The 17,909-nt window shown below is 68.7% G+C and carries 16 protein-coding genes and 2 pseudogenes; 7 read left to right on the plus strand and 11 right to left on the minus strand.

Going from position 1 to position 17,909, the window contains the following annotated elements; all coding sequences use genetic code 11:
* Positions 1–423: 423 nt before the first annotated feature.
* The gene (locus ACIRGA_RS33735; RefSeq protein WP_400949011.1) at positions 424–1,818 is read right to left on the minus strand and encodes a DUF4389 domain-containing protein; all 1,395 of its coding nucleotides are present in this window, start codon (positions 1,816–1,818) and stop codon (positions 424–426) included.
* A 247-nt stretch (positions 1,819–2,065) separates the two neighbouring features.
* Here ACIRGA_RS33735 and ACIRGA_RS33740 point away from each other — a divergent pair.
* Both ACIRGA_RS33740 and ACIRGA_RS33745 read left to right on the plus strand, forming a co-directional pair.
* A pseudogene (locus ACIRGA_RS33740) lies at positions 2,066–2,512 on the plus strand (NAD(P)H nitroreductase); the annotation flags it as partial.
* A gap of 19 nt (positions 2,513–2,531) precedes the next feature.
* Positions 2,532–2,762 carry an SHOCT domain-containing protein gene (locus ACIRGA_RS33745; protein ID WP_400949014.1) on the plus strand — a complete coding sequence of 77 codons (231 nt, stop codon included), beginning with the start codon at positions 2,532–2,534 and terminating at the stop codon, positions 2,760–2,762.
* Between the two features lie 16 nt (positions 2,763–2,778).
* Here the strand turns inward: ACIRGA_RS33745 and ACIRGA_RS33750 are convergent, their stop codons facing one another.
* The 5 genes from ACIRGA_RS33750 to ACIRGA_RS33770 all read right to left on the minus strand — a co-directional run bounded on the left by ACIRGA_RS33750 (position 2,779) and on the right by ACIRGA_RS33770 (position 5,880).
* The gene (locus tag ACIRGA_RS33750) at positions 2,779–3,303 is read right to left on the minus strand and encodes a DUF6653 family protein (RefSeq protein ID WP_400949016.1); all 525 of its coding nucleotides are present in this window, start codon (positions 3,301–3,303) and stop codon (positions 2,779–2,781) included.
* Positions 3,304–3,313: 10 nt separating this feature from the next.
* Positions 3,314–4,582 (minus strand): glycosyltransferase, encoded by a 1,269-nt coding sequence (locus tag ACIRGA_RS33755; RefSeq protein ID WP_400949019.1) that lies wholly within the window; start codon positions 4,580–4,582, stop codon positions 3,314–3,316.
* Entirely contained in the window at positions 4,579–5,190 is a 612-nt protein-coding gene (locus ACIRGA_RS33760) for a TetR/AcrR family transcriptional regulator (protein WP_400949021.1), read from the minus strand. Before ACIRGA_RS33760 ends, ACIRGA_RS33755 begins: the two co-directional genes overlap by 4 nt.
* A gap of 61 nt (positions 5,191–5,251) precedes the next feature.
* On the minus strand, positions 5,252–5,698 hold the full coding sequence (locus ACIRGA_RS33765; protein ID WP_400949025.1) for a CBS domain-containing protein: 447 nt from the start codon (positions 5,696–5,698) through the stop codon (positions 5,252–5,254).
* A 38-nt stretch (positions 5,699–5,736) separates the two neighbouring features.
* A complete protein-coding gene (locus ACIRGA_RS33770) occupies positions 5,737–5,880 on the minus strand; it encodes a hypothetical protein (RefSeq protein ID WP_400949028.1) in 144 nt (47 codons plus the stop codon).
* 260 nt (positions 5,881–6,140) lie between these two features.
* Between ACIRGA_RS33770 and ACIRGA_RS33775 the strand changes: the two genes are divergently transcribed.
* The gene (locus ACIRGA_RS33775; protein WP_400949031.1) at positions 6,141–7,433 is read left to right on the plus strand and encodes an SLC13 family permease; all 1,293 of its coding nucleotides are present in this window, start codon (positions 6,141–6,143) and stop codon (positions 7,431–7,433) included.
* On the opposite strand, the gene ACIRGA_RS33780 is transcribed toward ACIRGA_RS33775, so the two are convergent.
* The 3 genes from ACIRGA_RS33780 to ACIRGA_RS33790 all read right to left on the minus strand — a co-directional run bounded on the left by ACIRGA_RS33780 (position 7,400) and on the right by ACIRGA_RS33790 (position 12,539).
* Positions 7,400–9,991: a cation-translocating P-type ATPase gene (locus ACIRGA_RS33780; RefSeq protein ID WP_400949034.1), complete on the minus strand. Its 2,592-nt coding sequence runs from the start codon at positions 9,989–9,991 to the stop codon at positions 7,400–7,402. The two genes, ACIRGA_RS33775 and ACIRGA_RS33780, sit on opposite strands and share 34 nt — an antisense overlap.
* Positions 9,988–10,890 carry a universal stress protein gene (locus ACIRGA_RS33785; protein ID WP_400949037.1) on the minus strand — a complete coding sequence of 301 codons (903 nt, stop codon included), beginning with the start codon at positions 10,888–10,890 and terminating at the stop codon, positions 9,988–9,990. The genes ACIRGA_RS33780 and ACIRGA_RS33785 overlap by 4 nt, the downstream gene beginning before the upstream one ends.
* A gap of 668 nt (positions 10,891–11,558) precedes the next feature.
* Positions 11,559–12,539: an Acg family FMN-binding oxidoreductase gene (locus ACIRGA_RS33790; RefSeq protein WP_400949039.1), complete on the minus strand. Its 981-nt coding sequence runs from the start codon at positions 12,537–12,539 to the stop codon at positions 11,559–11,561.
* Positions 12,540–12,757: 218 nt separating this feature from the next.
* Between ACIRGA_RS33790 and ACIRGA_RS33795 the strand changes: the two genes are divergently transcribed.
* The gene (locus tag ACIRGA_RS33795) at positions 12,758–13,420 is read left to right on the plus strand and encodes a response regulator (protein WP_400949042.1); all 663 of its coding nucleotides are present in this window, start codon (positions 12,758–12,760) and stop codon (positions 13,418–13,420) included.
* On the opposite strand, the gene ACIRGA_RS33800 is transcribed toward ACIRGA_RS33795, so the two are convergent.
* On the minus strand, positions 13,417–15,138 hold the full coding sequence (locus tag ACIRGA_RS33800; protein ID WP_400949045.1) for a GAF domain-containing protein: 1,722 nt from the start codon (positions 15,136–15,138) through the stop codon (positions 13,417–13,419). The two genes, ACIRGA_RS33795 and ACIRGA_RS33800, sit on opposite strands and share 4 nt — an antisense overlap.
* Positions 15,139–15,238: 100 nt before the next feature.
* Positions 15,239–16,141, minus strand: a complete 903-nt coding sequence (locus ACIRGA_RS33805) for a nitroreductase (RefSeq protein WP_400949048.1) — start codon at positions 16,139–16,141, stop codon at positions 15,239–15,241.
* A gap of 194 nt (positions 16,142–16,335) precedes the next feature.
* Between ACIRGA_RS33805 and ACIRGA_RS33810 the strand changes: the two are divergent.
* From ACIRGA_RS33810 to ACIRGA_RS33820, 3 genes and pseudogenes are all read left to right on the plus strand, one after another.
* A pseudogene (locus ACIRGA_RS33810) lies at positions 16,336–16,443 on the plus strand (universal stress protein); the annotation flags it as partial.
* Positions 16,444–16,455: 12 nt separating this feature from the next.
* Entirely contained in the window at positions 16,456–17,142 is a 687-nt protein-coding gene (locus ACIRGA_RS33815) for a CBS domain-containing protein (RefSeq protein ID WP_400949050.1), read from the plus strand.
* 44 nt (positions 17,143–17,186) lie between these two features.
* On the plus strand, positions 17,187–17,771 hold the full coding sequence (locus tag ACIRGA_RS33820; protein ID WP_400949052.1) for a hypothetical protein: 585 nt from the start codon (positions 17,187–17,189) through the stop codon (positions 17,769–17,771).
* Positions 17,772–17,909 lie beyond the last annotated feature (138 nt).

Genomic DNA, 17,909 nt, shown 5'->3' on the forward strand with positions numbered 1-17,909 from the left:
TCGCGTCCCGCATATCACTCTGATCGCTGCATGAGAGCGACACCGCAACTAATCTTCGCGGCCAAAACGACTCGTCATGAGTGGCCACGACCACGCATCCTTAGCGCGTGTCCGATGATCGAACCCCCGAGACCGGCAAGTCGACCCGGCCCGGGCACCCAGGCGTGGCGTGGTTCCAGACCTACACCGGACACAAGAACGTCTTCGCCCCAGCCACCGGTGGGCCATACACCTGTCCCTGCTGCGGCCAAGAGCCTGGCACGTTCCGCCGCGTCGGTGGCTCCTTGCTCACGTCCACGAAGAAGCTTTCGGATGGCACAAGCGGAACGCCGCCATGTCGCCGCATGGCCTTCCGCGCGCCGGGCTGCCGGGTCATCCCCAACGTGTGTGCCGGCCCGCCGACGACGGTTTCCAAGGTGCGCATCAGGATTTTCCTTGCCGGGTATCGGCGAGCTCCCGGGAGGCGCGGGACACGGGGATCGCGACCAGCACGACGGCGGCGGCGAGCGCCACGAGGCCGGTGGTCAGGAAGACCCACGCGAGCCAGCCGAGTGCGGGAGCGGTCACGCCGGCTTCCGCCCGCACGTCCACCCCCGGCGACCCGTCGGCGTTCATCACCACGACCGTCCAGTCACCCGCCTGATCCGGCCACGCGACCGTGCGGGTTCCCGCCCCGATCGACGAGGCCGTCCAGACGTCCGCGTTCTCCGGGAGCATCGCCACGCCCGAGCCCTGATGGACGGTGACCGCGCCGGAGCCCAGGTCGGTGATGGTCGAGTACTCGGTTCCCTCCAGGTAGCGCGCGACCGCGGCTGACGGCCCGATTCCGACGAAGATCGGGTTCTCCGCGCTCAGATCGGTGACCCGGACGCGAATGTCGCCCAGCGCTCGTTCGGCGAGCAGCACGTCGTCGGGGGTGCCGGCGAAGCGCACTCTCTCGCTCGTCAGCGCGTAGGTTCCCGTGCTGTAGGTCGACGAGGCGGACAGGTAGCCGTCGTCGGATCGTTCGCCCTGGTCCAACCAGAGCAGGGTGATCCCGCCGGTGAGCAGTCCCATGGACAGGGCACCCAGCGCCACACCGGCCACGACCGAAACGATCCGGCCCGGCGACCACTCGGCACCCGACCGGCTCGGGGACCGATTGTCCGTCGAAGTCGCGCTTCGTCCCGGTTCGGTGCCACCCATGTCCAGCCGGAACGGCGGGTACTCGTCGGTCATCAGCGCGGCGTAGGCGCCGACCCGGATGACCCAGCGATCCATCCCGATCACGAAGTCGTACAAGGGCTTCGGGTACTTTCCGGTGAACAGCAGGATGATCGCGGCGATGAGTACCAGTATCCCGATCAGGCCGCCCGCTCCCCAGCTGAACCGGTCGTCGGACCGGCCCCAGCCGAGCCACAGGCCGCCGCCCGCGAAGACGCCGAGGACGAGGTAGTGCGGAATCGCCAGTAGCCACCACTTCACCAGCACCAATCCGCGTGACAACCGTTCCGGGTAGTCGATTTCGAGCCTGGCCGGATAGGACGGGTCGTCGGCGAGGGTGAAGGGTGGATAGCGATCGGTGCCGAGCGCGGCGTAGGCGTAGTAATGCACTCGCCACGCCCAGCGGAAGACCCCGACGTTGAACTCGAAGATCGACCGCGGATACCGCCCGGTGAAGAGGATGGCGAAGAAGGCCACCATCGTCAGCGGGACGAACGCGAGCCACAGCACCGCGAGCACGAGGTAGTGCGGAATCGCGAGCAGCCATTTCACCAGCCAGAGCCACCGGGACAGGCCGGGATCGAGCGATGTCTCGACGCGGACGGACGAACCCATGACGACGCCTCCTTGCCGGGAGCGGACCTTTCGACTCTCCACCCCGTCCGCCGTCGGCAACAGAAACGAACGGCCTCCCGAGCCGGGCCCTCCGACCCTGCCCTCGCCCCGCCGGGCCGGGAACCATGAACGTCGCCCCCTTTCCCCACTCAGAGGCAGGTTCGGATGGAGCACGGCCTTCCCGACGACTTCACCGTCGAGTCCGCGGTGGCGCTGGCCGTCCGCGCGCCTTCGGTGCACAATTCCCAGCGACGGTGTCCCCTCGGCGAACGCGCCCGCACAGGACGAGACCCCCGGCGCCCTGCCCGCGCGCGCGTTCGCCGAGCCCCGGCTCCCCCAGCCGGAAGGCGCGACCGGCGAGAACGACGAAACCGTGCTGCTGGTGCTGAGCACCGCATCGGACGACACGATGTCCAGGCTCCGTGCGGGCGAGGCGACGAGCGCGGTCCTGCTCGCGGCGACCAGCCTGGGCCTCGCGACCTCTCCGCTCACCGAACCGCTGGAGCTCTCCGGCACCCGCGACAAGGTCCGCGACCTCGTCACCGGCGGGACGTTCCCGCAGATGGTGCTCCGGACGGACTGGGCACCGGTCAACGCGGACCCCCTGCCCGCGACCCCTCGCCGGAACCTGACGGAAGTCCTGGGCGAACTGGGAAAACCCATCACCGAGACGGTGCGCTACCAAAGCCACTGAACACGACCGAGGAGTGGAAATGCGGTACTCGCACTACGCGGACGGCGGCTGGATCGGCATGCTGCTGCTGCTCATCTTCGTGCTCGTGCTCGTCGGCGGGCTCATCACCGTGTCGGTGATCCTCTTGCGCCGTTTCGCACGGCCATCGGAAAGCCACGACCAGGCCATCCGGATCCTCAACGAAAGGTTCGCTCGTGGGGAGATCGACAAGGACGAATTCGAGGCGCGCCGCGCCGCGCTCCGAACCTGACCCGGCGGCAGGTCATTCAGGTGATCAGGTCTCGGCGGCCGTAGCCGGCCAGGCTTCGCTCCGCTGACTGCTCTTCGGCCCGTTCCCAGAGCCGGCCGAACCGGTCGATCCGCCACAGCTGGGCCATGATGACCAGTGTCGCACCGTACAGTGTCGGCCAGAAGTCGAGCGCGATCAGGCCCCAGGCGATGAGCCCGAAGCCGGCGAGACCGAGTGCGACCAGGACACGCAGCACCGCGCGGTGGTCCGGCGGGACCAACGATTTGTCCTGTGCCCACACACGTTCGCCGTAGATGCCGCGCGCCGCCCAACCGCGTGGCTCGACCGGTGGAAACGCCGACGGGTTGAGAAACAGCCACGCGACGACCGCCGCGATCGGCACGAGGCACCACCAGCCGATCCAGGTCCGGCTCCAGATCGCGAGCAGCATCAGGGGGATCGCGGCGAAGCGGGTCCATACGCTCCAAGGATTCGCGTGGCGGCGCCAAGCTTCGTCGTCCATTCGGAAGGTCTTCGCCACCGCGTCGGTGAGTTCCACCATGGTCTCCTTGTCAGGTCAGGTTTTCGAGGAGGGCGACCGCGGCGGAGACACCGTTCTCCGCCTGGATCTCCCGGCCGAGCCGTTCGGCCCGTTCGCGCATCCCGGCGTCACCGGTCGCTTGCCGCAGCGCCGCGGTGAGCCGGTCGGCCGTGAGGCGCTGCTGGCGTACCGGAGGCGGCGCGACGCCGACGGCGTGCATACGATTCGCCCAATACGGCTGGTCGGCGACGAACGGGCACACCACTTGCGGTCTGCCCGCGGCCAAGGCGGCACCGGTCGTACCGCCGCCTCCGTGATGCACGACCGCGCTCAAGTGCGGGAATAGCCAGTCGTGCGGCGCGTGGTCGAGCACGAACAGATCGCCGGTACCGGCGTCCGCGGCGATACCGCCCCAGCCGGTGGCGAGCACCGCGCGCACCCCGGCCCGACGGACCGCTTCTTCGACCACCGCGCGGGTGCGGCGTGAGTCCCTGCCTGCCATGCTGCCGAATCCGATGTAGACCGGAGCGGGGCCCGCGTCGAGGAAGTCCCGCAACGCCGCGGGTGGTTCCCACCCTCCCGCGGCGGGGAGATACCAGAAACCGGTGGTGTGCACCGCATCCGGCCAGTCGGACGCCGCGAGGGCGACCTGGCGGCTGAACGCCTGCAAGACCGGACGGTGCTCGCCGTCGGCGTCGTGCAGGATGTCGTGCATTCCCCGGCGGCGTGGCAGCCCGAGTTCGGTGGTGCGCCACGTGGCGGTGATACCGGCGAACATCCTCAGGACGGCGTCCACCGCGAGATACGTGGCCCGGTTCAGCATCTTCGGCAGGCGGGGCAAGGGAATCATCGGGCAAGGGAGCTCACCGGTGGGGATCCAGCCCGGTTGCAGCGCGACGACGACCGCGGGCACGCCGAGCATTTCGGCCGCATGATGGGCGGGCACCCCGGTCGTGTGTACGACGACGTCCGCACAGGACGACTTCGCGGCCACGCCGACGTTGTGCAGGACTTCCGCCATCAACGGCTTGACCCGTCTCGCCGTCCGGATGGCGGTGATCTTGCCGCGTACGCCCCGATATCCACCTTCGATGGCTTCCTGCACCACCGGATCGTTCATCAGCCGGTTCGGCCCCTCACCCAGCGAGGTGAACTCGACCTCGTACTCCCCCGCGGCGTCGGCGAACGAGTCCGGCGCGGCCAGCACCACCTCATGTCCACGATCGCGCAGGGCGACCGCGAGAGCGAGCATCGGCTGCACGTCACCACGAGTGCCGTGGGTGACCAGCAACGCCCTCACTTCGAGCGCTCCTGGTCGTTGATGGCGGCGTAGGCGGTCAGCCAGCGGTCATCGGTGAACAGGCCGTTGGTCAGGATCCCCAACCCCGCCCTGGCACCGCGGACCGCGGTCGCGGTCTCCGCCGGATCCCCGCCGAGCAACCGGCCGACGTGATCACCGAGCACGAGTGGCGCCAGCAACCAGGACACATAGACGACGGCGCGCGCACGCGAGTCATCCGACGGCCGCACCCAGCCCTCTCGCTCGCCGTCGGCGAGCCACACTTCGGTGCGCTCCACGATCTCGGTGAACAACGCCGACGCCCCGCTCGACCCGTCCAGAAACGCACGGGCCAGGTAACGCCGTACCGGCGTGGCCGCCTGCAGCACCTCCGCCAGCGCGTCGGTACCCGCCTCACCGCCGGAACGGATCGAGTCGAGGACATGGTCGTCACACGCCTGCCGCAGCCCGTCCTTCGAACCGAAATGGTGAAGCACCAAGGCCGGAGACACTCCGGCGTCCGCGGCGACCGCGCGCACCGAGGTCCCGGCAACGCCGTCGGCGCCGAACCTGGCCAACGCGGCATCGCGGATACGAGCCCGGGCTGTCAGATCGGAGGCTGAACACATGTTCAGAGTATTGAACACCTGTTCAGTCCGGTCAAGTTCTGTCGGTCACCCGCCGTGTGGATCACCTCGGAGCGAGCGCCAGCTCCAGGAGCCGGGACGCGGAGATGACGCCGAGCAGCGTCTTGTCCTGCATGACCGCGACCAGCGGGCAGTGCAGCCTCGCCATGATCGCGGCGACCTCGATGATCGTGTCGTCGGAGTTCACCCTGGGCAGCTCGGCGGGCTCCTCCGGAAGCAACGACCGCACCTTGCGCCCGGACAGTTTGTCGGCGACCCGATCGGCCATCGATTCGTTGAGGACACCGGCGAGTGACGGGTCGTCCTGTACGTAGCTCGGCACCAGGAAACGGACCACCTGAGAAGCGGGCAGGACCGACTGCGGGCAGCCGTTCCGGTCGGTCACGACGATGCCGGGCAGGCGGTTCTCCGCGAGCATCCGCGCCGCGTCGAGCGCGTCGGAATCCATGTCCACGACCGGGAATTCTTCGGCCATCTCGCTGGCGTGCATGACGTCAGACTACGACCGTGCCGGTGGACGCGCCCGGATCAGCCGTCGTTACTGTCCGATTCTTTACGCCCTCGGGAGGCTCCCCATCCGCCGCCATCCCGCCGCAGATGAACGAGGCGGATGACCACGATCAGGACGGTGAACACAACGATCAACGCGAGAGGACCGAGCAGTCCGGACATGGCCCCTCCCTCTCACGACGCTGTGTGACCACCGGCACAATTCAGCGTACCGGACAGCACCGGCATCGAATCCCCTGGACAAGGCGAGCCGAGTTGCTTCAGCTTGTTGTTTACGGCATGTTGACGCTTGGAGCGCCGGGAAGTCTGGTCGGCATACCCCGTCCCTGACCGGGCCGGGACGGTCGGCATGGACAGGAATCGGTGAGAGCACAAGTGATCTGGCAGCACCTTCGGCCGGCGTTCGTTCAGCGAGCCGTGGCATGAGCGCCACCGTCGCGATCACCGTGTTCGTGGTGGCGTACCTGTTCATCGCCACCGAGAAGATCCCGAAGATGGTCACCGCTCTCGCCGGCGCGGGCATCGTCCTCGGCCTCGGCGTGCTCGGTTCCGAGGAGGCGTTCTACTCCCACGACACCGGAGTCGACTGGGACGTCATCTTCCTGCTGCTCGGCATGATGATCATCGTCGGTGTCCTGCGGAAGACCGGCGTCTTCGAGTTCACCGCGATCTGGGCGGCCAAGCGCGCCAAGGGTTCTCCACTGCGGATCATGCTTCTGCTGGTGCTCATCACCGCATTCGCCTCGGCGTTCCTGGACAACGTCACCACCGTGCTGCTGATGGCGCCCGTGACCCTGCTCGTCTGCGATCGGCTCGACATCAAGCCGGTGCCCTTCCTGATCGCGGAGGTCATGGCTTCGAACCTCGGCGGAGCCTCGACCCTGATCGGCGACCCGCCCAACATCATCATCGGCAGCCGGGCCGGCCTGACGTTCAACGACTTCCTCGTCAACATGGCGCCGATCGTGGCCATCGAGCTGGCCGTCTTCTGTCTCGTCCTGCCGAGGCTCTTCCGCGGTTCCTTCACGGTCGATCCGGAACGGGTCGCCGACGTCATGGCCCTCAACGAACGCGAAGCCATCCACGACAAGCGGCTGCTCGTCAAATGCGGCGTCGTGCTCCTGGCCGTCTTCACCGCGTTCATCGGCCACTCGATCTTCCACATCGAGCCCTCGATCGTCGCCCTGCTCGGCGCCGGTGCCCTCGTGCTGTTGTCCCAGTCCAAGCCGAAGGACTATCTCGCCAGCGTCGAATGGGAAACCCTGCTGTTCTTCGCCGGGCTCTTCATCATGATCGGCGCCCTGGTCAAAACCGGTGTCATCGGCGACCTGGCGAAGCTCGCCGCCGACGCCACCGGCGGCAACGCCCTCCTCGCCGTCATGCTCATCCTCGGCGTCTCCGCGCTTCTATCCGGCGTTGTCGACAACATCCCCTACGTCGCGACGATGAGCCCGCTGGTCCTCGACCTCACCAACGGCATCGCCGACCCCACCCACTCCGAAGCACTCTGGTGGTCACTCGCCCTCGGCGCCGACTTCGGCGGCAACGCCACCGCCATCGGCGCCAGCGCCAACGTCGTCGTCCTCGGCATCGCCGCACGAGCGGGAAGCCCCATCTCCTTCTGGGAATTCACCAAGAAGGGCGCTCTCGTCACGCTGATCACCGTTCTCGTCGCGGCGCCCTACCTGTGGCTGCGGTACTTCGTCTTCGCCTGAGTTCGGATCCGTTCGGTGGCCAGGCCGCGGCGGACTGCCTTGTGGACGGTGTCGGCGAGCAGCACGACCGGGACGGTGGCGAAGGCCAGCACCCAGCCGAGCGGGCTCGGCACGGTGCCGCCGAGAAGCCCGGGCAGAGGCGGCATGAGCAGGAACGCGGCCAGCATCGCGAGTTCGAAGACGATCGCGAACCACAGCAAGGGATTTCCCCGCACTCCGATCCTGCCGACCCAGCGTGATTCGCTTCGGCAGGCGAAGGCGTTCGCGAGCTGGCCGAGCACGATCGCGCTGAAGGCGGTACCGGACGCGGTCGCGAGCAGCGCGGTGCCCGGCACCTCGCCGAACCACCACCCGCCACCGAGGAGCACCAGCAGGAACGCCGCCATGGACGCCAGCGCCTCGGCCGGGCCGAGCACTCCGAAGGCGCGGCGCACCAGCCTGCCGTCGATCAGGGAGCCGCCTTTCGCCGGTCCCTCCATCGTGCGGCGGTTCGGCGGCTCCGCGCCGAGCGCGACCGCCGGGAGCAAGTCGGTGCCGATGTCGAGCGCCAGTACCTGCAGGACGGTGATGGCCAACGGGATCTGCCCACCCGCGAGCGCCCACACGACGAACGGCGTGAGCTCGGCGACGTTGTCGGTCAGGTGATAGGTGAGAAAGCGCCGGATGTTCACGAACGTCGCGCGCCCGAGTTCGACGGCGGCCACGATGGTGCCGAAATGGTCGTCGAGGAGGACCAGGTCGGCCGCCTCCCTCGCCACGTCACTGCCCGAAGCCCCCATCGCGACACCGATGTCGGCCGTGCGCAAGGCCGGTCCGTCGTTGACACCGTCGCCGGTCATCGCCACGACGTGCCCGCGAGCCTGCAACGCCTTCGCGATCCGAAGCTTCTCCTCCGGGGCGACCCTGGCGACCACCACACCGTCGACGTCGAGGAGCCTGCCGAGGTCCTCGTCGTCGGGCGGCAGGTCCTTGCCTTCCAGCACGAGCCGGTCCGGCCCGAGCAGGCCGACTTCCGCGGCGATGGCCGCGGCCGTCCCCGGATGGTCGCCGGTCACCATCGCCAGCCGGATCCCGGCGCGGCGGCAGGACGCGATCGCGGCGCCGACGTCCGGCCGGGGCGGGTCCTCCAGCCCGACGAGACCGAGCAGGGTCAGCCCGCCCTGTTCCTCCTTTGTGGACGCTTTGGCGTGGTGCGCCACCGCGAGCACCCGCAGTCCCGCCCCGCTGAACGCGGCGACGGCTTCGTCCGCGCCGGAAGCCTTCCCGCACAGTGGCAGGACGGTGTCCGGTGCGCCCGAAACATGGAGGCCGTCGACGTCGGTGACCGACGACCGGCGCCGACGCGGGTCGAACGGCCGCCGTTGGGCCGGCGGCGCGGCGGCGGTGACTCCGGCACGTGCGGCGAGGACATGGAGTGCCACCTCCATCGGGTCGCCGACCGGTCGCCACCCGTTCGCCTCTTCGACGGCGTGCGCGTCCGGGGAGCACCGCGCCGCGGAATCCGCGAGCCTCGCCGCCGCCCGCACCGCTTCCCGAGAGCCGGTCAGTTCGCCGACCGGCCGGTACCCCGTACCGTCGACCTCGACGGTCCCGGACGGCGTCCACACCCGGACGACGGACATTTCGTTGCGGGTCAGCGTGCCGGTCTTGTCGGTACAGATGAACGTGGTCGCCCCCAGCGTCTCGACAGACTCGAGCCGTCGTACCAGGGCGTTGCGACCCGCCATCTTCTGCGCCGCCCGAGCCAGCGACAGCGTCACGGTCGGCAGCAGCCCCTCCGGGACGAGCGCGACCGTCACGCCGATCGCGAGCAGGAAGCTCTCCGTCCCCGCCCGGCCGAGACCGAGGGAGGCGGCGAAGAACACGCCGCCGACCGCGACCGCCATCAAGGCCACGATCCGCACCACGCGGTGCAACTGGGTGGCCAAAGGACTTTTCGGCCGCACGGCGTTCGCGGTCACCGCGGAGATCCCGGCGAGGCGGGAGCGGGCGCCGGTGGCCGCCACGATCGCGACGCCGTGCCCTTCGGTGACATACGTGCCGGCGAAAACGGATCCGCCCACCTCCGGCCGCACCGGCCTGCTCTCGCCGGTCAGCATGGACTCGTCCACCGACAGCAGGCCGCGTTCGGCGAGATCCCCGTCGGCGCACACGCGGTCTCCCGCCTCGAGCAGGACCACGTCGCCGACGACCAAGTCCGCCGCGTCCACGACGATCGCGCGCCCGTCCCGGCGTACCGTCGCGCGCACCGGCAGCAGATCCCGCAACCGCTCCGCGGCACGATCCGCGCGGTACTCCTGGGCGAACGAGAACGCGCCGTTGAGCACCACGACCACGACGATCGCGATCGACAGCGCCGGCATCCCGGCGAGCAACGCCAGCCCCGCGGCACCCCACAGCATCAATGCGAAGAAGTGGACCATCTGCCCGGCCAGTGTCAGCAACGGATTCCGCTGTTTGACGGCGGGCAAGACGTTCGGCCCGTCCCGGCGGAGAGCAGCCACCGCTTCGGCAGCCGTGAGGCCCGCCGTATCCCGGACGAGAGCGGAGCCGGTCACCGCTCCCCTGCCTCGCGGGCCACGATCACCGGGCACAGGGCGTAGGACATCACCGCTTGGCTGGTCGAACCGAGCATCATCCCGGCGATACCACCGCGGCCGCGACTGCCCACGATCAGCAGCCGCGCCCGATCGGCGCGTTTCAACAGTTCGTCGGCGGGACGACCGCGCACGACCTCCCGGTGGACACGCACGTCGGGGTACTTCTCCCGCCAGCCCGCCAGCCGTTCGGCGAGCACCTCGTTCGCCCCCTCCTCGATGTCCGACCGCTCCAGGCTCCAGTGCGTCTCCTCGAACACCGCCGAAAGGAACACGTCGTCCCAGCAATGCAGGGCGACCAGTTCGGCCTGCCGCCAGGACGCTTCCTCGAAGGCGAGCGCGAGGGCGGCTTCGCTGGTCCTTGTCCCATCGACGCCGACGACGACCGGTCCGTCATGCGGCGCTTCGGCTTCCGCGACGTGCGGACGGATCAGCGCGACGGGGCATGCCGCACGCGCGGCCAGCGCGATGGACACCGATCCGACCAGCACCCGGCCCAAGGGACGGAGACCTTCGGTCCCCAGCACGAGCAGGTCCGCGTTCTCCGCCGCGTCTTTCAGCGCTTGCACCGGGCGTTCGTGCCGCAAGACGAGTGAGACGTGGACGTCCGGAGCGATCTCCCTGGCGACATCACGGGCTTCCCGCAGAAGGCGATGTCCGCGCATCCTGATCATCGCCGCGAGATCCTCCCGGGTCGGCATCGGCCTCGGATGGCTCAGCGACTCGTCGTCGATCGCGTGTACCAGCGTGAGTTCCGCGTGGCGGCGACGCACCTGATCCGCCGCCCAGCGGACGGCCCTGGTCGCGGACTCCGAGCCGTCGACACCGACGACGATCCTGCGCCCCGAATTCTCCGGCATAGCGGTACACCCCATCCTGATTTCGGCAACAGCCTTGGACGTTAGGAACTGACGCGTGAGTAGTGCAGCGGCGTTCGTAACCAGGGGACGGGACCTTCGACCTATCGGTCCACTGTGGATGGACGGGCGGAAGTCGCACCGCCGCGTCCGCGAGACCCGTGGAGGCGACACCGCCCCGAATGTCCACAAGGGACACTTCCGACGGCATGGTGTCCGATTCATGTCTATATGTACGATCATGGCCGGGGTCGTGCAGACTAATCAAACCGGACACTGGCAGCTCGACAAGTGTCCCTTGTGGACAGTTACCGCACGATCGGCCCTCGTTGGTCAGCGCGGACCCAGGCCGCAAAGGGTGCGCGGCACGCCATATTTGACTTGCACCTCAATAACCCGAAACGCCACTCACGACCCGCGCTTGACCAGGGCCGAAGGCTCCCTTCACCGCATTAGACGCGGCGAAGGGAGCCTTCATCCCACCATCGGCCCGCCCGAGAACACGCACGTTTGACCTTCGACTCGTTAGAACCCTCTTTGCCACTCACGAGTCCCTCGCGGAACCGTGCAGACTACCCAAACCGGACACTGACAGCCCGACAAGTGTCCCTTGTGGACATTCGGCGGCGCTTTGACGTCGACGACGATCACGCCCCTTTCCCGTCAGGAGCTCAGAATCCGTTCCCGAGGATTTCGTCGACGGCACGGCGCGGGCTCGGCGGCACCGGCCCGGCCGGATAGCCGAAGCGCATCACGGCTTGCGGAAACCCGGGAAGTTCCAAGTCCTCGGCCAACGCGGAACGGACTTCGGGCAGGTGCAGCGGCTGGGTGAGGACCGAACCGGCCAGACCCTCGTCGACCGCTTCGAGCCAGGTGTCCTGGAGCGCGTGTCCCGCGTGCAGGTGGTCGTACCGGCCATCGTCGACGGTGAGGAAGACGAGCAAGGTCTCACCGGCGAGACGACGCTGAAGGACCCGGCGATCGGGGAGAGCCGTCCCCGGACGGACGAGTCCCGCCCAGGGAAGCGATCCGGCGGGCAGCGTGCTCGCGGCCAGTCCGACGCCATGACGGTGATAGCGCTCGTCTTGGATGGTCCACAGGGCCAGTTCGCGTTGGTACACCAGGTCGTGCTGATACGCCTCGGCGGCGAATTCGAGCAGATCCGCGACCCGGGAGAGCTCCAGTTCGTCGTGGATCGGCCTGGCTTCGACCCCGTTCTCGGTCGCGGCGGCGATCAGGTCGCCGATCTTCTCCCGCGAAACCCGTCGGCCGGAGAAGGGGTGGCGGTAGCTTCCTCGCCGGGCTATCGCCGAGTACCGGTGCAGGTCGACATCGGACGGCGCCGAACGCCCGGTGGTCTCGATCGCGGCGACGATGTCCGGCTCGCCGTCCTCCGGGAACATCCGCGTGCTCAGGTCATAGCCGAGAACCCGGACCGCCAGTTCCACGTTGGCCAGGGCCGCACCGCAGGAGATGAGCCGGTCACGGCCCCGGGCGTCGTGTTCGGGCAGTGCCAGGTCGCGGCGTTCACGCAGGAGGAGCCGGTCCCCGTCGAACTCCAGTCGCCACGGCTGGATGTTGTGCACGGACGGCGCCCGCAGCAACGTCCTCGCCAGTACCTCGGTCTCGGCCCTCGTCCACCCGTTCGCCATGTGTCCCGTCCTCAGTCGTCAAGCGATCGAGTTCCACGGTGCGCCCGTCGCGCGAGGACGAAGCAGGTACCGATGGCACCGATCGCCAGGACCAAATACCCGCCGCGGGTCCCACTAGGGCCCAAGGTCCCGGTTCGTTGGGACGTCCAGGTGGCTGTGTCGGCCGAAGTACACAGGTACCGTCGGTCGAGAGGCCTGGACCCCGCGGGAGGAACGAGATGGCGATCAAGGTTTTCCTCGTGGACGACCACGAGATCGTCCGGCGTGGCTTGGCGGATCTGCTCGGGAACGAAGCCGACATCGAAATCGCCGGCGAAGCGGCGTCCGTCTCCGAAGCACTCGCTCGCGTACCGCAAAGCGACGCGGACATCGCCGTGCTCGACGTGCGGCTCCCGGACGGGACCGGTATCGAACTCTGCCGGGATCTGCTGTCCACCGAGCCGGAGCTGCGGTGCCTGATGCTCACCTCGTACGCCGACGACGAGGCGCTCTTCACCGCCATCATGGCCGGCGCGTCGGGATTCGTCCTCAAGCAGGTACTCGGGAACGACCTCGTCTCGGCCATCCGCACGATCGCGGGTGGCGGCTCGCTGCTCGACAGCCGGACCACCGCCGCGCTGATGAACCGCATCCGGCGCGAGCGCGACCGGAACGATCCGACCGCCACCCTCTCCGAGCAGGAACGAACCGTGTTCGACCTGATCGGCGAAGGCCTGACCAACCGCGAGATCGGCGAGCGGATGTTCCTGGCCGAAAAGACCGTGAAGAACTACGTCTCCCGGATCCTGGCCAAGCTCGGCATCCAGCGCCGGACGCAGGCCGCGGTCCTCGCGACCGAACTCAAACGCACCGCGGTGCCGCCGGTATTCGGTGACCGCTAGGACAGCGGAGCGCGCCAGAGCACGCGTGCGCCGCCACCGTCACGGTCTCCGAACTCGGCTTCGCCGCCACACTTCGCCGCTCGGTCGGCGAGGTTCGCCAGTCCGCTTCGTCTGCCGGCCCGTGGAATTCCGATGCCGTTGTCGGTCATCTCGATGATCAGCTCACGGTCGGCCTCGACGCTGATCATGATCTCGTCGGCGCCGGAATGCCGGACCGCGTTGCTCAGCGCCTCACGGACCACCGCCTCGGCATGTTCGTGCAGCGTCTGCGGTACGAGCGTGTCGACAGCCCCGGCGATCCGGACCGAAGGGGTGAGCGTGCTCTCGGTCGTCAGCTCCGTGACAGCGTCCAGCAGCCGGCGGCGCAGGCTCTTCGAGGCATCCGCGCCCGAAGTGTGCAGATCGAAGATGGACGTCCTGATCTCGCGGACCGTGCGATCCAGTTGTTCCACCGCCTGCGTCACCCTGTCCCGCGCGAACGTGTCGGGTACCCGGGGCACGATGCTCTGCAGGCTCATCCCGGTGGCGAACATCCGCTGGATGACGTGGTCGTGCAGATCCTGGGCGATCCTGTCCCGATCGGCGAGCACGTCCAAAAGCCGCTGATTACGCTGTTTCTCGCCGAACTCCAGCGCGACCGCGGCCTGATCGGCGAACGACGACAGCATCGGGAGCTGATCGGCCTTGTACTGCGAGGAACCCTTGTCCCTCCCCGCGACGAGCACCCCTCCGACGCCGGAAGTGCTGTTCAACGGGATCACGGCGGCCGGTCCGAGGCCGTCGAAAGCGGGCTCGGCCTGCCCATGGGAGACCGTGCCCAGGTCAGGGACGAGGCTGGGCTGGCCGGAATCGAGCACCTGATCGATGGCCGGATGCCCGCCCGCCATCGACGTACCCTCCGGGGCGGTCGTCCGCTCCCCCGCGAAGACGCTCACCGTCAGCGGTTCTCCGGCTTCCGTGGCGAGCAGGATCAGCACCTGGTCGGCCGCGGCGAGTTCGCGAACCCTGGTGGCGATCAGGTTCAGCGTGTCGATGACCGAAGCTCCTCCGAGGAGTTCCCCGTTGACCTCGGCGACCGCTTCGAGCCAGCGTTCCCGCGTCCGCGATCGTTCGAACAGCCGGGCGTTGTCGATGGCGACCCCGGCGGCCGCGGCGAGTGCCTGCAGGACGACCTCGTCATCGGCGGTGAATTCGGCGGCGCCCCGCTTCTCCGTCATGTACAGGTTGCCGAAGACCTCGTCCCGGACGCGCACCGGGACACCCAGGAAGCTGTGCATCGGCGGATGGTTCGCCGGGAACCCGACCGAGGCCGGGTGCAGGCTCAGATCCGGGACCCGGACGGGATGGGGCTCCGCGATGAGCAATCCGAGCAGGCCGCGGCCCTCGGGCAAGTGGCCCATATGAGACCGGGTTTCCGCGTCGATGCCCACGTGGACGAACTCCGAAAGCCCTTCTTCGTCGCCGAGCACGCCAAGCGCGCCGTACCGGGCGTCGACCAGCTCGACCGCCGCCTCGACGATCCGTTGCAGGGTCGAGTCGAGCTCCAGCCCGGTGGCCACGGCCAGAACCGCGTCGAGCAGGCCTTGGAGCCGGTCCCGGGTCTTGACGATCTCCGACAGCCGCTCTTGGACCTCGTGCAGCAGCTCGTCGAGCCGTAGCCCGGTCAAGACCGCCGCGCTCGGTGGCGCCTCGTCGGCCGAACCTTGCTCCGACGACATTCGGCTGCTCCTCCCGGATCCGCACAGGTGTGACGACTCTCAATCGCCCGAACCGCTCCAGCGTTTCACCGGCCGCCGATCCTGCCAAGCCACACGGCCGTCAGAAAGGGCGATGATCGTCCGGATAGCCGAGCCGCATGATGAGCTGCGGGCGTCCCGGTAGCTTCAGTTCCGCGGCCATCCGCTCGCGAACGGGTTCCTCGTGCAGCAGCCGGGTGAGCACCGACGCGGCCAGCCCTCCGTCGACGGCCGCGAGCCACGACTGCTGCATGGCCACTCCCGTCTTGAGCCTGCCGGCGCGATCATCTTCCTTCGTACAGAACATCAAGATGCTTTCCGCGTCCGACCTGCGCGCGAGGGTCCGGACGTCCGGGACCAGTCGCGCCCACGGCAGGCCCACCTTGTCGTAACCGGGCCGGACCAGGCCGTCATCGACACCGCACGCCCATTCCGCAAGCTCCCGCCGGATGCCGTCGCGGCTCTGGGTCGTTTCGGCAGACTGGTCGAGCAGTACCGCGAGGACGTCTTTTTCACCGGCGTGCAGCACCCGGCAGCCGACTCCGCGGGGCAGCCGCCCGATGACCGGCGCGAGCATCGACGACGAGACCGGGATCGCGGCGAACGGGCGGTGGTGACTCCGCCTCCGCGAGATGGCGGCATACGCGTGCAGTTCGCGGCCGGACGGTGGCTCGCGGCCGGAGGTCCGCACGACGGCGACCAGTGGCCCACGTCCCGGAGGCAGCTCCACTTCGGTGGCCCACCCCAGCGCCCGGACGGCCAGCACGAGGTTCTCCAGGGCCGCTCCGCAGGAGATGAGCCGGTCGCGACCGGCCGGATCATGCTCGGACGCGGACGGATCGGCCCGTTCGGTCAGCTCCGCGCGCATACCGGGCAAGGCGAGCGACCACGGCTGGATGTTGTGCACCGAAGGCGCGCGGATGACGGCCCGTGCCAAGACCTCGACCTCGCTGTCGGACCACATGCGCTCATCCAGGTTCGGCATGTGCCTTCCTCCTCTCATCGGTGCCTCCGGCTCACCGCTGAGTACGACGAAGGCGGCAGGCGGGCGAACATCGATCGAGTGCACAGCCCCGTGGCGGCGCGCACCAGTGACCAGAGGCGCACCCGAGGTCCCGCGAATCCGGGACCAACGGCACCGGACCGCGCACGTCCGCCCGCCTAACTTTGGCTACCTAGGGCCGCGGCGGGTTTTGCGGTCTCCTCCTCGGCTCGACCGGGCAGAGCCTGATCCATCACGCCGCCTGCCCGGTGCTGATCGCCCGCACCGCGGATTCCCGAGAATGAAGGAGCGACCCCATGTGCACCACCGTTTCCGAGGTCATGACCACCGACCCGATCGCGGTCGCGCCGGACGCCGGCTACAAGCGGATCGCCGCGCTGATGGCGAAGCGGCGGATCAGCGCGGTGCCCGTCGTCGACGGATCCGGAAGGCCGATCGGTGTGGTCTCCGAGGCTGATCTCCTGGCCCGGCTACGTGAGCCACGGCCCGCCTTGTTCGCCGGTCACCACGCCAAGGACGAGTCTCGCAAAGCGAAGGCGTTCCTCGCCAAGGACCTGATGACCGCATCCGTGGTGACGATCGACGCGGGCGCCTCCCTCGGTGCCGCGGCGGTCCGGCTGGCCCGGAAGGACATACGACGCCTGTTCGTGGTCGAGGACGCGAAGCTGGTCGGGGTCGTGTCACGCCGGGATCTGCTGTCCACGTTCCGGCGTCCCGACGAGGAGATCCGTGGCGAAATCGAACGCGACATCCTCGCCGGCACCCTGCGGGTGGCACCCGGACATGCGTCCGTCACGGTCGACGACGGTGTGGTGACGCTACTCGGCAGGCTGGACAGCCGCGGCGCGGTCGAACGCGCGGGTGCCCTGTCGAACGAGGTCCCCGGCGTGGTCGGCGTCCGGAACCGGCTCGACTTCGTCTGGGATGACGATGGCCTCGTGTACCCGGGCCTTTCGACCCCAGAGCCGCGAGTCGCGCCGTAACACACTCGAATCGATCCGTGAACTGCCGATCAGAGGAGAATTCCATGGCCACCACCGAAAGCGGACACCGGCGCGGCGTTTCCGTGCGGCATCCGGAAGTCCATGATGGACGGTCGTCCGGCGCCGAGAGCCTCGCCGTGCTCCGGATCGCCACGGGCCTGCTGTTCCTGTGGGCGTTCGTCGACAAGACCTTCGGTCTCGGTTACGCCACCGCTTCCGGCAACGCCTGGATCAACGGCGGCTCGCCGACGAAGGGGTTCTTGAGCCGGGTCGACGTCGGCCCGTTCGCCGAAACCCTGCGCTCCTGGGGCGGCACCTGGTGGGCGGACTGGCTGTTCATGGCGGGCCTGCTCGGCATCGGTCTCGCCGTCACCGCGGGGGCGGGGATGCGGCTCTCCGCCATCACCGGGACCGTGATGATGCTGCTGATGTGGGTCGCCGAATGGCCGCTCGCCCGGACGAGCGGTGCGGGCGAGCCGACGATGTCGACCAACCCGATCATCGACTACCACCTGATCTACGCCCTCGTGCTCATCGCGCTCGCCGCGACGGCCGCCGGAAACACCTGGGGGCTGGGAGAACGCTGGGCACGACTGTCCTTAGTGGATCGTAACTCTTGGCTCCGGTGACCATCGGCCGCCAAGTCCCGGCACCGTTCCCTGGTGCCGGGACTTGGCCTTCGTGGTCGACGACCGGAAGGCAGTGCCGTCTCGCACACCGAGCCGACCGCCGCGGCAGAACGCGCCGAGCCGTCCATGCCGACGACG

The organism is Amycolatopsis sp. NPDC102389 (genome assembly GCF_044765885.1).
Classification (GTDB): domain Bacteria; phylum Actinomycetota; class Actinomycetes; order Mycobacteriales; family Pseudonocardiaceae; genus Amycolatopsis.

Bases quoted from the DNA above. Each gene is read 5' to 3' on its own strand.
- ACIRGA_RS33735 (WP_400949011.1), bottom strand. From the start codon at position 1,818: ATGGGTTCGTCCGTCCGCGTCGAGACATCGCTCGATCCCGGCCTGTCC.
- ACIRGA_RS33745 (WP_400949014.1), top strand. From the start codon at position 2,532: ATGCGGTACTCGCACTACGCGGACGGCGGCTGGATCGGCATGCTGCTG.
- ACIRGA_RS33750 (WP_400949016.1), bottom strand. From the start codon at position 3,303: ATGGTGGAACTCACCGACGCGGTGGCGAAGACCTTCCGAATGGACGAC.
- ACIRGA_RS33760 (WP_400949021.1), bottom strand. From the start codon at position 5,190: ATGTGTTCAGCCTCCGATCTGACAGCCCGGGCTCGTATCCGCGATGCC.
- ACIRGA_RS33765 (WP_400949025.1), bottom strand. From the start codon at position 5,698: ATGCACGCCAGCGAGATGGCCGAAGAATTCCCGGTCGTGGACATGGAT.
- ACIRGA_RS33770 (WP_400949028.1), bottom strand. From the start codon at position 5,880: ATGTCCGGACTGCTCGGTCCTCTCGCGTTGATCGTTGTGTTCACCGTC.
- ACIRGA_RS33775 (WP_400949031.1), top strand. From the start codon at position 6,141: ATGAGCGCCACCGTCGCGATCACCGTGTTCGTGGTGGCGTACCTGTTC.
- ACIRGA_RS33785 (WP_400949037.1), bottom strand. From the start codon at position 10,890: ATGCCGGAGAATTCGGGGCGCAGGATCGTCGTCGGTGTCGACGGCTCG.
- ACIRGA_RS33790 (WP_400949039.1), bottom strand. From the start codon at position 12,539: ATGGCGAACGGGTGGACGAGGGCCGAGACCGAGGTACTGGCGAGGACG.
- ACIRGA_RS33795 (WP_400949042.1), top strand. From the start codon at position 12,758: ATGGCGATCAAGGTTTTCCTCGTGGACGACCACGAGATCGTCCGGCGT.
- ACIRGA_RS33800 (WP_400949045.1), bottom strand. From the start codon at position 15,138: ATGTCGTCGGAGCAAGGTTCGGCCGACGAGGCGCCACCGAGCGCGGCG.
- ACIRGA_RS33805 (WP_400949048.1), bottom strand. From the start codon at position 16,141: ATGCCGAACCTGGATGAGCGCATGTGGTCCGACAGCGAGGTCGAGGTC.
- ACIRGA_RS33815 (WP_400949050.1), top strand. From the start codon at position 16,456: ATGTGCACCACCGTTTCCGAGGTCATGACCACCGACCCGATCGCGGTC.
- ACIRGA_RS33820 (WP_400949052.1), top strand. From the start codon at position 17,187: ATGGCCACCACCGAAAGCGGACACCGGCGCGGCGTTTCCGTGCGGCAT.